Source organism: Acinetobacter sp. WU_MDCI_Abxc222 (assembly GCF_025514755.1).
GTDB classification, from domain to species: domain Bacteria; phylum Pseudomonadota; class Gammaproteobacteria; order Pseudomonadales; family Moraxellaceae; genus Acinetobacter; species Acinetobacter geminorum.
This window is the reverse complement of record NZ_JAHPVG010000002.1, coordinates 337994-353063: the sequence shown is the minus strand read 5'-3', so window position 1 is coordinate 353063 and position 15070 is coordinate 337994. Positions and strand designations below refer to the sequence as shown.

The 15070-nt window shown below is 38.0% G+C and carries 17 protein-coding genes, 1 tRNA gene and 1 pseudogene; 13 read left to right on the top strand and 6 right to left on the bottom strand.

The window, feature by feature from the left end; all coding sequences use genetic code 11:
* Positions 1 to 9: 9 nt before the first annotated feature.
* Positions 10 to 1470, top strand: coding sequence for an efflux transporter outer membrane subunit (locus KTJ10_RS05615; protein WP_017480756.1), 1461 nt, complete (start codon positions 10 to 12; stop codon positions 1468 to 1470).
* Positions 1471 to 1517: 47 nt separating this feature from the next.
* Here the strand turns inward: KTJ10_RS05615 and glyA are convergent, their stop codons facing one another.
* Positions 1518 to 2771, bottom strand: coding sequence for a serine hydroxymethyltransferase (gene glyA, locus KTJ10_RS05610; protein WP_262441541.1), 1254 nt, complete (start codon positions 2769 to 2771; stop codon positions 1518 to 1520).
* Positions 2772 to 2831: 60 nt separating this feature from the next.
* On the opposite strand from glyA, the gene KTJ10_RS05605 reads away from it, so the two are divergent.
* Complete coding sequence (locus KTJ10_RS05605) at positions 2832 to 2993, top strand: hypothetical protein (RefSeq protein ID WP_080612826.1); 162 nt, start codon at positions 2832 to 2834, stop codon at positions 2991 to 2993.
* A 14-nt stretch (positions 2994 to 3007) separates the two neighbouring features.
* Here KTJ10_RS05605 and KTJ10_RS05600 read toward each other — a convergent pair.
* Positions 3008 to 3160 (bottom strand): annotated as a pseudogene (locus tag KTJ10_RS05600) (alpha/beta hydrolase); the annotation flags it as partial.
* Positions 3161 to 3278: 118 nt separating this feature from the next.
* Here KTJ10_RS05600 and KTJ10_RS05595 point away from each other — a divergent pair.
* The 11 genes from KTJ10_RS05595 (at position 3279) to KTJ10_RS05545 (ending at position 12436) form a co-directional block, all read left to right on the top strand.
* A complete protein-coding gene (locus tag KTJ10_RS05595) occupies positions 3279 to 3965 on the top strand; it encodes a putative quorum-sensing-regulated virulence factor (protein ID WP_262441540.1) in 687 nt (228 codons plus the stop codon).
* 142 nt (positions 3966 to 4107) lie between these two features.
* Positions 4108 to 4737 (top strand): hypothetical protein, encoded by a 630-nt coding sequence (locus tag KTJ10_RS05590; protein WP_262441571.1) that lies wholly within the window; start codon positions 4108 to 4110, stop codon positions 4735 to 4737.
* Between the two features lie 102 nt (positions 4738 to 4839).
* A tRNA-Arg gene (locus KTJ10_RS05585) sits at positions 4840 to 4916 on the top strand.
* A 117-nt stretch (positions 4917 to 5033) separates the two neighbouring features.
* Positions 5034 to 5969, top strand: a complete 936-nt coding sequence (locus KTJ10_RS05580; protein WP_002118101.1) for an ABC transporter ATP-binding protein — start codon at positions 5034 to 5036, stop codon at positions 5967 to 5969.
* Positions 5966 to 6739: an ABC transporter permease gene (locus tag KTJ10_RS05575; protein WP_002118099.1), complete on the top strand. Its 774-nt coding sequence runs from the start codon at positions 5966 to 5968 to the stop codon at positions 6737 to 6739. The genes KTJ10_RS05580 and KTJ10_RS05575 overlap by 4 nt, the downstream gene beginning before the upstream one ends.
* Positions 6736 to 7548, top strand: coding sequence for an NADPH-dependent 7-cyano-7-deazaguanine reductase QueF (gene queF / locus KTJ10_RS05570; protein ID WP_170248668.1), 813 nt, complete (start codon positions 6736 to 6738; stop codon positions 7546 to 7548). Before KTJ10_RS05575 ends, queF begins: the two co-directional genes overlap by 4 nt.
* Positions 7549 to 7571: 23 nt before the next feature.
* Complete coding sequence (locus KTJ10_RS05565; protein WP_033847654.1) at positions 7572 to 8222, top strand: hypothetical protein; 651 nt, start codon at positions 7572 to 7574, stop codon at positions 8220 to 8222.
* A 126-nt stretch (positions 8223 to 8348) separates the two neighbouring features.
* Positions 8349 to 9491 (top strand): rod shape-determining protein RodA, encoded by a 1143-nt coding sequence (rodA, locus tag KTJ10_RS05560; RefSeq protein ID WP_262441539.1) that lies wholly within the window; start codon positions 8349 to 8351, stop codon positions 9489 to 9491.
* A 19-nt stretch (positions 9492 to 9510) separates the two neighbouring features.
* Entirely contained in the window at positions 9511 to 10512 is a 1002-nt protein-coding gene (mltB, locus tag KTJ10_RS05555; protein WP_262441538.1) for a lytic murein transglycosylase B, read from the top strand.
* A gap of 289 nt (positions 10513 to 10801) precedes the next feature.
* Positions 10802 to 11413 (top strand): septal ring lytic transglycosylase RlpA family protein, encoded by a 612-nt coding sequence (locus KTJ10_RS05550; RefSeq protein WP_002118141.1) that lies wholly within the window; start codon positions 10802 to 10804, stop codon positions 11411 to 11413.
* 573 nt (positions 11414 to 11986) lie between these two features.
* The gene (locus KTJ10_RS05545; RefSeq protein WP_002118194.1) at positions 11987 to 12436 is read left to right on the top strand and encodes a DUF962 domain-containing protein; all 450 of its coding nucleotides are present in this window, start codon (positions 11987 to 11989) and stop codon (positions 12434 to 12436) included.
* Between the two features lie 43 nt (positions 12437 to 12479).
* Here the strand turns inward: KTJ10_RS05545 and KTJ10_RS05540 are convergent, their stop codons facing one another.
* The 4 genes from KTJ10_RS05540 to KTJ10_RS05525 all read right to left on the bottom strand — a co-directional run bounded on the left by KTJ10_RS05540 (position 12480) and on the right by KTJ10_RS05525 (position 15019).
* Positions 12480 to 12797, bottom strand: coding sequence for an AzlD domain-containing protein (locus KTJ10_RS05540; RefSeq protein ID WP_086265825.1), 318 nt, complete (start codon positions 12795 to 12797; stop codon positions 12480 to 12482).
* A 1-nt stretch (position 12798) separates the two neighbouring features.
* On the bottom strand, positions 12799 to 13515 hold the full coding sequence (locus KTJ10_RS05535; RefSeq protein ID WP_078225149.1) for an AzlC family ABC transporter permease: 717 nt from the start codon (positions 13513 to 13515) through the stop codon (positions 12799 to 12801).
* Between the two features lie 88 nt (positions 13516 to 13603).
* Positions 13604 to 14428, bottom strand: a complete 825-nt coding sequence (locus KTJ10_RS05530; RefSeq protein WP_086265824.1) for a helix-turn-helix transcriptional regulator — start codon at positions 14426 to 14428, stop codon at positions 13604 to 13606.
* Between the two features lie 105 nt (positions 14429 to 14533).
* Positions 14534 to 15019 (bottom strand): DUF3465 domain-containing protein, encoded by a 486-nt coding sequence (locus KTJ10_RS05525; protein ID WP_057070211.1) that lies wholly within the window; start codon positions 15017 to 15019, stop codon positions 14534 to 14536.
* Positions 15020 to 15070: the final 51 nt, after the last annotated feature.

Here is a 15070-nt window from a genome sequence, read left to right as displayed (position 1 = left end):
GGATATTTGATGGCTACAGCAAAACAAAGCTTATTATTGTCCTCACTCATGGGAAGCCTGCTCCTTGCAGGCTGCTCTTTGGCACCTGAATATCAACCTGCAAAGGTCATAGTTCCCGTCAAATTTAAAGAGTCGGACGCTAAACTTGAGGATAATAACTGGAAAATTGCCCAACCCGCTGATCAGCAGCTTCGAGGTGAATGGTGGCGTGTTTTTAATGATGCTCAATTGAATGAGCTTGAACAACAGGCCATTTCTGGCAACCAAAGTCTAAAAGCCGCAGCGGCCAATATTCAGGCTTCACGTGCGTTACGTTCAGCAGCACAAGCTGAACGCTTGCCAAGTATTGGTGCTGGCTTTGGCCCAACTCGGCAAAAACCTTCTCCCGCTTCATTGGGTCTAGATGACAATGCTCATACGTCTGCACAGACCTTATGGCGTGCTCAAGCCAATGTTTCATATGAGCTCGATTTATTTGGCCGTATTGCCAGTAGTGTCAATGCAGCAACAGCTGATGTACAGCAACAGGAAGCTCTATATCAATCGGCGCTTCTAGCTTTACAAGCAGATGTTGCCCAAGGCTACTTTCTCATTCGTCAGCTTGATGCTGAACAAGCAATTTATAATCGCACCATTAAGTTACTTGGCGAGACGCGCGACTTGGTTCAAACACGTTTTAGAAATGGTTTAGTCAGTGAATTAGATGTTTCTCGCGCACAGACCGAACTTGCTACAGCACAAACGAGCGCATTAAATATTGCTCGCAACAGAGCCAATGCAGAGCATGCACTTGCAGTATTGTTAGGCAAAACACCAGCTGAGTTTAGCTTGGCAGTTCAACCTTTAACTGCAAACAGCATTCGTCTTCCAGCAGGTTTACCTTCGGCTTTACTTGAAAGACGACCTGACATTGCGGCTGCCGAGCGTGCTATGGCAGCAGATAATGCGCGTATTGGAATTGCGCGTGCTGCTTTCTTCCCAAAACTGGACCTAACTGGTGCCCTCGGTTATGAATCATCAAGTTTAGGTGAGTTGGGTAAATGGTCGAGCCGTACATTCTTGCTTGGTCCTGTGGCAGGTACTATTTTGTCTTTGCCATTATTTGACGGCGGGCAACGTAAGGCTGGAATTGCTCAAGCACGAGCTGCCTATGAAGAAAGCGTTGCAAACTATCGCCAAACTGTATTGAATGCATTTCGCGAAGTTGAAAATGGTTTATCAGATCAAAGAATTCTTGATCAGCAAATTCAGGCTCAAAGCCAAGCACTCTCTTCTTCTCGTCATGCAAATCAATTGTCTCATTTACGTTATCGAGAAGGTGCGATTAGCTATCTTGATGTGATTGACTCAGATCGGACTATTTTGCAACAAGAGCAACTTTCTGCACAGCTAAACGGCAGTAGAATGATGGCTAGTGTAGATTTAATCCGCGCATTAGGGGGTGGATGGCAGGCTGTTTCAACTAATTAACGTGACATAAAAAAAGCGCCATATGGCGCTTTTTTTATATTTACAACTTATTGTGCGTATACAGGGAATTTTGCACAAAGCGCTTCAACTTTCGCTTTTACTTCAGCAATAACTTTTTCTTCACCTTTGCTGTCAATCACGTCAGCGATCCAACCAGCAAGTTCACGAACTTCGGCTTCACCAAAACCACGAGTTGTTACTGCTGGAGTACCGATACGGATACCAGAAGTCACAAATGGAGAACGTGGATCATTTGGAACTGAGTTTTTGTTCACAGTAATGTGAGCAGCACCTAACCAAGCATCTGCATCTTTACCAGTTACGTCTTGTTTGATTAAAGATAACAAGAACAAGTGGTTGTCTGTACCACCAGAAACAACATCATAACCACGAGCGATGAATACTTCAGCCATAGCTTGAGCATTTTTCACAACTTGTTGTTGGTAAGCTTTAAAGTCATCAGACATAGCTTCTTTGAAGCAGATTGCTTTAGCAGCAATCGCATGCATCAATGGACCGCCTTGGTTACCAGGGAATACAGCTGATTGAAGTTTTTTCTCGATTTCTTCATTCGCTTTCGCAAGGATTAAACCAGAACGTGGACCACGAAGTGTTTTGTGAGTCGTAGTTGTAGTTACGTCAGCAATTTGAACTGGGTTTGGATATACGCCAGCAGCTACAAGACCTGCAACGTGAGCCATATCAACAAAAAGGTAAGCGCCAACTTTGTCCGCGATGTCACGGAAACGTTGCCAATCTACAACACGGCTATAAGCAGAGAAACCAGCAACGATCATACGCGGCTTGTGCTCTAATGCTAAACGTTCAACTTCTTCGTAATCGATCTCGCCAGTTTCAGCGTTTAAACCGTATTGAACTGCATTATAAGTTTTACCAGAGAAGCTTACTTTAGCACCGTGAGTCAAGTGACCACCGTGAGCCAAGCTCATACCTAAAACAGTATCGCCTGGGTTAAGAAGCGCTAAATAAACAGCAGAGTTAGCTTGTGAACCAGCGTGTGGTTGAACGTTTGCGTAATCTGCACCAAAAAGTTCTTTAGCACGATCAATCGCCATTTGCTCGATGATATCCACATACTCGCAACCGCCATAATAGCGTTTGCCTGGATAACCTTCTGCATATTTGTTCGTAAGTTTTGATCCTTGCGCTTCCATCACAGCAGGAGAGCAATAGTTTTCAGATGCAATTAACTCGATATGTGCTTCTTGACGCTCACCTTCAGAAGCAATTGCTTGAGCTAATTCTGGATCAAATTCAGAAATGGAAATATTGGCAAACATTAGCGGGGGTCCTATAAATTAGGGCTTTTAAGCCGTGCTAAGATTGCGGCATATTGTAGCATGAACTTTATAATTAAACAGAATGAAGTTAGCTCAGTTTTAAATAAAAATGGCTCAAGTTTTATAAAAAATGAGCCATTGTTTATAAATCAAATAAAAAGCTGCTTTAAAGCTTATATTTTAAATTTTTCTAGCGTTTATTTTAGCTTAGAAAAACATTAAAAATCCTTTAACTATCAATAACCATATTGAGCCATCAGTAAAGTCTGAACATTTCCAACAATATTATCTACATTACTGCTCATCACCGTGCCATGGTCCCAGTTACCCGTCACATAACTATTAATTTTAGTGCCTACGACAGTGGCATTAGATATCAATAAAACTGTTTTCCAACCAAATATCTAGTAGCCTACTTTAATCTAATTCTTTCCTTAGAAAATATTTTAAAGTAGATAGCCAACTGTTAACATTCTTGATTACTCGTGATTGTTTAAAGGGCCAGTTATGCAAACCATTATTTTAGATACAGAAACACATACGCTAAATGGTTTGCCTATTGAAATTGCGTATGCACCAATTGAAATTAACGAAGGTAAGCTGACTTTAGATAAGAGCAAATTGTTTGATCAACTTTATCAGGTTGGTGCACCTATCTCTTACGCGGCTATGGCAGTACACCATATATTAGAGTCAGATTTAGAAAACCAACCCCACTATAAAAACTTTAAATTGCCAGAAACTACAACTTATATTATTGGTCACAATATTGATTACGATATTGCTGCGATTGCTCGTTGTGGTGTGGATATATCGAATATCAAACCGATTTGTACACTAGCTTTAGCACGCAAAACTTGGCCTGAAGCAGAAGCACATAATATTTCAGCACTCATCTATATGATTTCTCAAGGCAGCAGTAAAGCTCGAGAATTGCTCAAAGGCGCGCACCGAGCCGATGCGGATATTATTTTGACCGCTAATATTTTGATGCATATTGTCTATCATTTAAATATTCAGGACATTGAAGAGCTTTACCGAGTTTCTGAAGAAGCACGCATCCCTACGACTATTAATTTTGGTAAGCATAAAGGCACAGCAATTGCTGAACTTCCTAAAGACTATATTCAATGGTTACTACGCCAAGATGAACTGGATGTGTATTTACGTAAAGCATTAGAAGGCGCATTTTAAAGTCTTAAATAGATGATATTCATCAATTCTTCATCATATTGTCATTTTTGAGTTTTATGGTTAACCCCATTTATATTTTATTAAAAACAGTACTGTTCAACTGAGAAAATTGAACAGTCTGATTTTTTTTATTTGGGGAAAAATAATGGCTGGTTTTTATCGAACCAATTTGGGAAGAGTCGCGCTTCAACAACGTAACATTAGTTTAAATGCAAAACAAAGACGTTTACTACTATTAATAGATCATGAAGATTTTCAAAATTTAAATAGTGAATTTAAAAAACGTATTGCATCTCCCGAGCTTATTCAACAGCTCATCGACTTAAAACTTATTGCTTCTTCTAGCGAAAATTCTTCAGAATTAAATGAGCAAATATCTTTCCCACAATCACCTGTAACTACAATAGAAGCTCATCAAAAAAGCACTATAGATGATAATAAAAGTGATGATACAGTTAGTGAAATTCAGGTTACTCAATCATCATCTTTTCAACTTTCACATACTGAAATTACCCAGCCACCAGTTCCAGTTCAAACACTCTCTTTTGAAAAAATACAACATTTGATGAAGCAAAGCTTGAGTCAATATTGTGGGCTTATGGCAAAACCGCTTATTCAAAAAATAGAACAAATAAAAACGCTTCAAGAGCTTAAAATGTGCCAAATGCAATGGATTACCAGCTTACAGGAGTCGCGTATTCCGCCTCATGAACTAGCATATACGCTTCATTCTATTAATTATTCAATTCAACTTATTCAACAACGCATTTAAAAAAGCAACAAGCTGCTGTTTAATTAAGCATTAAACTCACTTGTTACCTATTTCGTGCTTTACCTATTGGTGTTTTTTTCCTATGATGTGGCCCACACATGTGCGCTCGTAGCTCAGTTGGATAGAGTACAGGTTTCCGAAGCCTGGGGTCGTGGGTTCGATCCCCGCCGGGCGCACCAGTTTATATATAATAACTTCATAAACTTATCTCAATTTTATAAAATTCCGACTATTTTACTTGGTTTATTAATCATTATCGCTCAAAATATACCCCTCTTTCATAATGTGAGAATTTCATGACTGATGCTTTGGTTTTAAGAGATTTGTCCAAAACATATCGTAATGGTTTTCAGGCGTTAAAAGGTATTAACCTCACTGTGCCTGAAGGTGAATTTTATGCGTTGTTAGGCCCAAATGGTGCCGGCAAATCGACAACCATTGGTATTATCAGTTCCCTCACGAAAAAAACCGAAGGAACAGTTGAGATTTTTGGACATAATCTCGACACTCATCCATCCTTGGCAAAACAACAACTTGGTGTTGTCCCTCAAGAATTTAACTTTGGTCAGTTTGAAAAAGCATTCGATATTTTAGTCACCCAAGCTGGCTATTACGGCATTCATAAAAAGATTGCAGAAAAACGTGCCGAACATTATTTAGAAAAACTAGGTTTATGGGAAAAGCGTAATATACAAGCACGCATGTTATCTGGTGGTATGAAACGCCGCCTCATGATTGCACGTGCCATGATGCATGAGCCTAAACTTCTTATTTTAGATGAGCCTACCGCAGGTGTAGACATTGAGTTACGCCGTTCTATGTGGGATTTTCTGACCGAAATGAACGAAAGCGGAACTTCTATTATTTTGACTACACATTATCTCGAAGAAGCAGAAATGTTATGTCGTCAAATTGCCATCATTGACCGCGGTGTCATTAAAGAAGATACCAGCATGAAAAGTTTCTTAAACCAGTTGAGTGAAGAATCTTTTATTTTCGATTTGGCAGAACCGATTGCCCCACTCCAGTTAAATATTATTGGTGTGAAGTTCAACTTAATTGATAGCAGCACTTTAGAAGTAACAATGGATAAAGCTCATACATTAAATGACTTATTCCAACTTTTAGAGTCACAAGGCATTCGTGTTCGTAGTATGCGTAACAAATCGAACCGTCTAGAAGAGCTATTCGTCAAAATGGTCGAGAAAAATCTTGAAGGAGAGGCAAAATGAATTTTAGCCAACTGCAAATTGCCCTCTGGACTCTAGTTCGTAAAGAAGTACGCCGATTTTTGCGTATTTGGCCACAAACCCTATTACCACCTGCGATTACGATGAGTTTGTACTTTGTCATTTTTGGTAATTTGGTTGGTTCGCGCATTGGACAAATGGGTGGCGTGAGCTATATGCAGTTTATCGTGCCTGGCCTTATCATGATGGCTGTTATTACCAACAGCTATGCTAACGTATCTTCAAGTTTCTTTAGTGTGAAATTCCAAAAGAGCATTGAAGAACTGATTATGAGTCCCGTACCACTACATATTATTTTGTGGGGCTATGTCATTGGTGGTATTTGCCGTGGTGTATTGGTCGGAGCAATTGTGACGACAATGAGTATGTTCTTTACAGACCTTTTTATACATAACTGGTTCGTGACTATATATACAGTCTTAATTACCTCGGTTCTTTTCTCATTAGGTGGTTTTATTAATGCAGTTTATGCAAAATCATTTGATGATATTTCTATTATTCCAACCTTTGTCCTTACACCTTTAACCTATTTAGGTGGAGTGTTCTATGCCATTAGTGCACTTGGCCCTTTTTGGCAAAAACTTTCTTTAATTAATCCTATTGTGTATATGGTTAATGCTTTCCGTTTCGGCATTTTAGGTCATAGTGACGTGAACGTTACGTTCTCTTTAATCATTGTAACATTATGCTGTGCTGTACTTTACGGAATTGCTTACTATTTACTTGCTCGTGGTTCAGGAATGCGTGAATGAGTGTCGAACAGTCTTTATTGGGTAAAGAAACTCAATATCCAACTAACTATCAACCTGATGTTTTATTTCCAATTGCTCGTGCTCAGTCTCGTGAAGCCTACTCGCATATTGAAGGTATTACGCAAGGTAAAGATTGGTGGCATGTTTTTGAAATTTCATGGTTAAACGCTCATGCTATCCCGCAAGTTGCTATTGGCAGAATTACACTGCCAGCCTCTTCACCAAACTTGATTGAATCAAAGTCATTAAAACTTTACTTCAATAGTCTTAACTTCACTCAGTTTGACTCTAAACAGTCGTTTATTGAAACGGTTGAAAAGGATCTATCTGCTGCGGCAGGTGCAAAAGTTGAGTTAACGTTATTTCAAGTAGATGATTTAGAGATTTCTAAGCCTCAAGGCATTTGTATTGATGACTTAGATCCAGAGCGTTTAGAGCAACATCCAGATGCGACTCTTTTAAAACGAGATGCGTCTGATGAAGAAGTCGAAATTGAACTGTATTCTCATCTTTTAAGAAGTAACTGCCCAGTCACGGGACAACCGGATTGGGGTACAGTTTTTATCCGTTTTAAGGGCAAAAAACCTTGTTATCGTAGTATTTTAGCTTATATTATCTCGTACCGTCAGCATAACGGCTTTCACGAACAGTGTGTCGAGCAGATTTTTGCTGATATTTGGCAAAATTTGCAGCCTGAAAAGCTGATGGTTTATGCAACTTATACTCGTCGCGGCGGACTTGATATTAACCCTTGCCGAGTATCGGATCTTTCATGGATGCCAAAACCGATTCGATTGGCACGACAATAAAACGAATAATTTGAGGATATACCATGCCGTTTTTTGGTTTTACCCCTTCTGAAGGCTTATTGAACGATATACAAACTGGAATTGCGAATAAAAATTCTAGTGAACCTTTATATCCACTTCGCGATAAGATTGCTTTACAACTTAATGAAGAGATTATTGATAATGTCTTAATTCAGTTAGTTCAGCACTTCCCAGCAAGTGAAAAGCGCGATACTGCCGAAAAACTTGCAGGCTATGTCAAATCAACAGTTGCTGTTCTTTTAAAACAATTGTTAAGCAAAGCACCGAACGATGTTGTTAAACAGTCAGTAGAGTTCTCTGAAAAAAGCTTATTTAAAGATCCACAAGGTCAATATAAAGTAGGCGTAACTTTAGATGCTGGCCTAGTGACCAACCTTAAGCATAATTTTGCAGAACTTCAGGCAGGCAATGATATTAATAAAGCAGCGTTAGCTGAACTATATAAACAGTTTGGCGATGCTATGGTTAGACACTTTATGTCTGATTTTAACAAGACATTAGATCTTGGCATGATCAAGCGTAAAGCAGCTGATATTGGTGCAGCAGCTGTAACAAAAGCAGTTCATATTGCGATCGATAAATTAATCCCTAGCTTAAATCGCACTGAGCTAAAAGCGATGGCTGAATATCATGACAGTCTATTCTTTAACTAATAAAAAATAGCCTATCGGAAACCTAGCGAGAGCTAGGTTTTTTTATTGCAAAATATTGATATACATTGCCATTAATCAGGTTTATGTTAGCATGCGCCAAGCACTGATTGACCTAATTAACACCGCATGTCTCCTAGCCCACAATATAAGTTTTTACGCCAAGCTCCTCGAGATGGTCTTAGCACCGCTATGCAACCATCTAAGTGGCAACAACTCCACATTGACCCTTGGTTATGTCTATTTTTGCTGTTAAATGCGCTCTTAGGTTTAACCGTACTATATAGTGCTTCGGCACAAGATGTAGGGTTAGTCAGTAAACAAGCCATGAGTTTTGGTATTGGCTTTTTAGTGATGTTTGGTCTAGCCCAAATTCCGCCTAAGGTCTATCAAGCATTTTCCCCCTACTTTTATTTGTTTGGCCTATTTTCGCTTGTGGCAGTTATGATATTCGGTGAAGTCCGAATGGGTGCTCAGCGCTGGATTGATATTCCCGGTTTCGGAAGTGTCCAACCCAGTGAGTTCATGAAAATCGGCATGCCAATGATGATTGCATGGTTTTTAGCACGAAAACCTCTTCCCCCTAGTTTTTCACAAGTTGTTTTATCATTAATGTTAATTGGTATTCCTTTTTTACTGATTGCAGAACAACCAGATTTAGGGACATCACTTTTAGTCTTGGCAAGCGGTATATTTGTCTTATTTTTAAGTGGACTATCATGGCGGATGATTGGAGCTGCAGTGGCATGTGCAGCAATAATAATTCCGATTGCGTGGGAATTTCTTTTACACGACTATCAACGTCAAAGGGTTTTAACTTTACTTGACCCCGAGGCAGATGCACTCGGTACGGGCTGGAATATTATTCAATCTAAAACTGCAATTGGTTCTGGTGGTTTTTCAGGTAAAGGTTTCCTCGAAGGTACACAATCTCACTTACACTTTTTACCCGAAGGACATACTGACTTTATTATTGCTGCGTATTCCGAAGAATTTGGGCTTATTGGTGTACTAATTTTAGTAATTCTTTATTTTGCTATTATTTTTAGAACATTCCAGATCGGTTTACAAAGCTTCCATAACTATGGACGTTTAGTTGCTGGCGCCTTTGGTTTGTCTTTTTTTGTTTATGTATTTGTAAATGCGGGAATGGTCAGTGGTATTTTACCTGTAGTAGGTGTTCCTTTACCTTTTATGAGTTATGGTGGAACAGCTATTATTACTTTAATGGCCACTTTTGGTTTAGTCATGTCCATTCATACACATCGATAATCTGGAATTTTAAAACGATATGTTGTCTCAACACTTAAATAAAACTTTAAAAATGCTCGCTTTGTGTACTGGTCTAATCAGTACAAGTCATTTCGCTCAGGCCAACGATTTTGCCACACATCCTGATTATTTGAATTTTAAACAAAAGACCATGAACGCTTATGGTTTAAGTAGCGCCCAAGTCGATGCAGCCATGAGTGGTGCAAAAAATTTACCAAACATTCTAAATATTATGACTCGCCCAGGTGAAAGTAAGCCTTGGTATGACTATCGTTCTATGTTTTTGGTTGAAGGAACAATTCAACGCGGTGTCCGTTTTAAAAATCAATATGCAGATGCTTTAAATCGTGCAGAGCAACAATATGGTGTACCTCAATCTGTCATTTTAGGTATTTTGGGTGTTGAGACAGGTTATGGCGCAAATAAAGGTTCTTTTATTACACGTGATGCCTTGGCCACACTTGCTTTTGGCTACCCTCGCCGTGCTGAATATTTTGGTGATGAGCTAGCTGCTCTTATTGCATGGACTTATAAAGAAGGCTACCCAACAAATAGTATTGTAGGTTCCTATGCTGGGGCGATTGGCTATCCACAATTTATGCCAAGCAATATTAGTAAATATGGGGTGGATTATGACGGTAATGGACATATCGACTTAAGAAATTCAGCAGAAGATGCAATCGGATCAATTGCAAACTATTTAGCAAAACAAGGTTGGCAACGAGATCAACCGATTGGGTTTATGGCACGTTACACTGGGTCAAATCCGGAAAGCATTATTGCCAAAGATTTAACTCAACCTTTCCCATATGGTGCATTAAAGACACTCGGTATTTCTCCATTGAATCCTTTAGTTAAAATTGATGATCTCGATATGGTGAATGTTATTCAATTACAAGACTATAACGGTCCAATTTACTATTTAACTTACCCGAATTTTCAAGTGATTACGACTTATAACAAGAGCCGCATGTACGCTACTGCTGTATGGTTATTAGGCACCGAAGTAGCTAGCCGATAGGCTAGCTTTTTTGCACTTTATGTAAAAGTCAATAAATATTTTTGTTAAATAGATCACAATACATACATTTTTAATAACTTGTTACATTATTGATTATTTTTTAACCTAAAACTGTAAGTTTTTACCCTTTTTGTAAAGATTTCTCGTTAAAGACTAGACACTCTCCGTAAGCGATGAATATTATCCACCCCAATATAGCAATTGCAAAAGTGAATAATAAGGCATGTTCACTTTAAATTTCAGTCAATGGCTGAAAGAAAAAAGTACATGTTCTCAGGAGTTTATACAAATGCAGTTATCGCTGAAATACGTTCTTGCACTGACGGCTAGTTTAAGTATGGCCCCACTGCACGCTGAAATGGTGCAGTCATCATCATTAAACAGTGATGTAGATGGTCCTAATCTAGCAGCACGTGTATTGAGTAAAGATACTCAAAACTTTAATTCTCGTTTTTCTAACATTAACAGTCTTTCAATCACTGAACGTTCTGGCGATCAAATCCGTCGTCAAGCTATCGCAGCAAAAATTGAAATCCCTGAAGATGAGCCTTCAGTGATTGAAAAACTTAACACAGTAGCTTCAAACACTGTTCGTAAGTTTAGCCAAACTGGTATGGCATCTTGGTATGGCCGCCAATTCCATGGTCGTAAAACTGCAAGTGGTGAAACATTCGACATGAATGCTTTAACTGCTGCTCACCGTAGCCTACCGTTGAACTGTTACATTCGAGTAACGAATAAAGACAATGGTAAAAGTGTGGTTGTAAAAGTAAATGACCGTGGTCCTTTCCATGGCAACCGTGTACTTGACCTATCATACGGAGCAGCTAAACGTCTTGGTATTACCAATGCTGGAACAGCTAAAGTAAATATTGAGCGTGTTGATGGCCCAACTTCATAAGTTATAGCCTCTCGAGTTCATGTAAAAAGCCGCAATTTTTTTTGCGGCTTTTTTATATTTTAAGTTATTAAAATGATGCCTAACTTAAAGTTAAAAAATCCTCTTTTTTTAACCCTTATCTAACTCCGAATTTGAATATTTTTTAAACAAAAAGCTATGCTTATTTAGTATAAGTCAATTTCATCTCTAATTTGCGCTTAGAGCGACTTTATTAAATTTGCGCTACCCTAGTACCATTTTTCCAAAATAAAGGCTATTTATGGCGTTTTTAGAGTAGATGAGTAGAGCTTTTTCATATAATTTTCCCATCAATCTCAAAATTACCCTTTTTTAGATGATTTCATCATTTAGCAACACAGAAAAAATATTATAAAAAATTGCATCATTCTTGAGGTCGAATTGACCACCTTTTCAATCACAGTCACATTATTTTTTCGTTTGCCCTTTCTTCGGTTTTTTTAATGCAATGTTCCCTATAGTTGAATAGTGTTAGTTTCTTGTCGAGATCCTCAAGAACAGGCTAAAATATACTCACAAAAATAAATCGAAGTTAAAACAAGGAGTGTGCTACCAATGAAATCCATTACTGAATGGTTTGATGAATATAGCGAAAGTCATCAAAATCCAACCAATAAACAAATTCACTGGCTTTGCGTTCCCGCCATTTTATTTTCTATTATTGGAATCATTGCGCATTTCAGCACATTGCTTACTGCTTTATTACTTGTGTTGACCTTAGTATTTTATGCACGTTTAGATCTTGTACTTGCTGTTGCAATGGCTGCCTTACTTGTTGTTATGGCATGGCTCATTTACACCCTACCTGTAGGAGTCGGATTTTATATCGCTATTTTTGTGATTGCTTGGGTTGGACAATTTTACGGACATAAAGTCGAAGGCAAAAAACCGTCTTTCTTTAAAGATTTACAATTCCTATTGATTGGACCAGTTTGGTGTATGGATGCTTATCTCTCAAAAATCTTACCTAAATGGAAAAGCAGACAAAAACAAGCTCTTGCTTAAAGATGAATTTAAAGCTGAATCCTTTCGATTCAGCTTTTGCATGTTAGTAATTGATTAGAAAATTTATAAAATAAAAAAATCCTAAACTTGCTATCACACTTAAAAGAACTTTTTTTAGGTAAATAGCGATTACAATACAAAATATTGCTGCATAAATATAAGAATTATTTATCACACCTCTTAAATGGTCACCATCGAAAAAAATAACTGGAATACAGATTGCAGTTAACAAACAAGGTGCAGAATAGTTAAGCATCTTATTCAGAATAAGCGGCAGTTTAATTTTTACTTGAGGTTCTAAAAAATAATAGCGATTAAAAAAGACGATTGCTGCCAAGCCTAAAATCATAAACCAAGACATATTATTGCTCCTTACCTATTTTTTCAGTTAAAACAGCAATTAACATTCCCATTAATCCTGAAAGTAAAATCGCCCCCTCAATTTGATAAAATTTAAATAAAAAACCACTTAAACAAGTTGTTAGCACACCAGCTATGACCGGAAATCCTTTACATAAAGGCACAATCATGGCAATAAAAATAGCAACGATCGAAAAATCCAAATGGTAATTTAAAAGATCAGGTATCACTGTCGCCAGCAGTATTCCCACCAAGCTAAAAGCAACCCAAAATAAATAAAAACACAGTCCAGCTCCGAGCAGATATTCCGAACTTCTTTTTTCAAATGGAGCACTCACCGCAAACAATTCATCTGTTAATAAAAAGCCTAAACTCAATCGTTTAGGTAGGGACAAAATAGAAATGTCATTTCTTAAAGTTAATGCATAAATAAAATGCTGAGCCGTTAAAAAGAAAATAGTCAAATAAATTGTAAAAACAGATGCTCCTTCCATAGCCATGCTTAAGCTAACCAACTGAGCAGCTCCAGCAAAGACGAGTCCAGACATTGCTAGTGCTTTATAGAAAGATAATCCTGCATGAATTGCCATAGATCCCGCTAAGATTGCCCACGGAATAACAGAAATTGACAAGGGCAAAATATCCATTGCACCACGTAAAAATAAATAGGATGGCTTATTTTTTGAAAACCCAACTGGCTGATTAAGCTGAATATTCATATATAAAATCCAATATAAGTAACATCTCTATACCATGCTTGATGAGTGCCGACTTATATTGGATAAAATTGCTTTAAAACTAATTTATTTATATGTTCAAACTTGCTACATATTGAGTGGGTGTGACGCCCATTGCTTTTTTAAAGTGACGGTTAAAATGGCTTTGGTCAGAAAAACCACATTGTTGTGCCACCATGGCAATTTGGTCCCCCTGTTTTAATAACTGTCTTGCTTTTTGTAAACGTGCTTGTACAAGCCAAGCATGAGGTGGCAAGCCCACATATTTTTTAAATTGCCTTAAGAAATGCCAAGCGCTCAAGCCGACCATGTCAGCCAAGTCTTGTAAAGAAAAGTTGGTTTCAGGCATTTCTACGAGCAATTCTTTAATTCTTAATATTTTTGAATATGCTTCTGGCAAATCACAAAAAGTATGATTTGATTTACTATGCCTCTTCATCAGACAAGCTAAAGTTGTTAAATACATCGTTTCTTTGAGCAGGAAATTATCTTTTTGTTCTAATAAATCAAAAAGTAAGCAAAGCTGTTGAGCCAAACCTAGGTCGCGAATCACGGCTTGAGGAAACCATGGTGCGCCATGTGGATTTTCAAAAAAATCTTGGCTAACTTCTGCTAACATTTCAGGTGTTGGATAGATCGCTCGATAACGCCACCCTGATTCAACAGCCGATGAACCCGTATGAATCTCGTCAGCATTAACTAAAATAATATCGCCTTTAGGAGCTACATGTAGCTGTCCCGTCCTAAAAAAAGACTGTGCTCCTTCTTCAATCACACCAATACAGTACCCTTCATGAGTATGCTTTGAAAATTGTGTTTGGTGATAATGTGCTTTTAATAACTCTAAACCGCCCAACTCTCGCACATGCAGATAATCGGCTTGCTCCCGCTGCATAAATACGTCTCATCTATTCAATAAAAAAACCATAGCATGTTTTAACAAACTGAATAGAACAAAATTGCTCTATGAAAATAATCTGATTAAACGTTCACTTGGGCTTTATTGATAGATCTGTCCGTCATGTTTAAGCCATCCACCTTCATGACGACCTTGTGGATCGTGATGAGTCCAATGTAGTACACCACCTTTTGGGTTATATTCATATTCGCCATAAAACTCAACGATGTCACCTTTATTTAGATTAGAAATTTTAGGTGCCAAATCGATATTATGTGCAACCAAAATTGAAAGACCATTTTTTAACACTAGAATGAATTTCTGGTGTCTTGACCCATCATTATCGTCTCTTAAAATTGCTTTGACTCGACCACTTCCCTGCACTTGAACATTACTTTGTCTCTGCTCATAAGCAGCTTTTACAGTGTCCACCCCATTATTTGAAAGTGTAGTTTCATTACGCTGAGCTGCGGGTATAGTTGATGATGGTGATTGACTTTGCTTATGCCCAGATAAATCTAGACCAAAATACGCAGCAATCAATAAAATAATCACACCACCAATACTGAGATTTTTTTTATTTGTCATTGTATACCCTTATTTTAACTGAGATAAAAAAAGCCCCAATGGGGCTTTTTT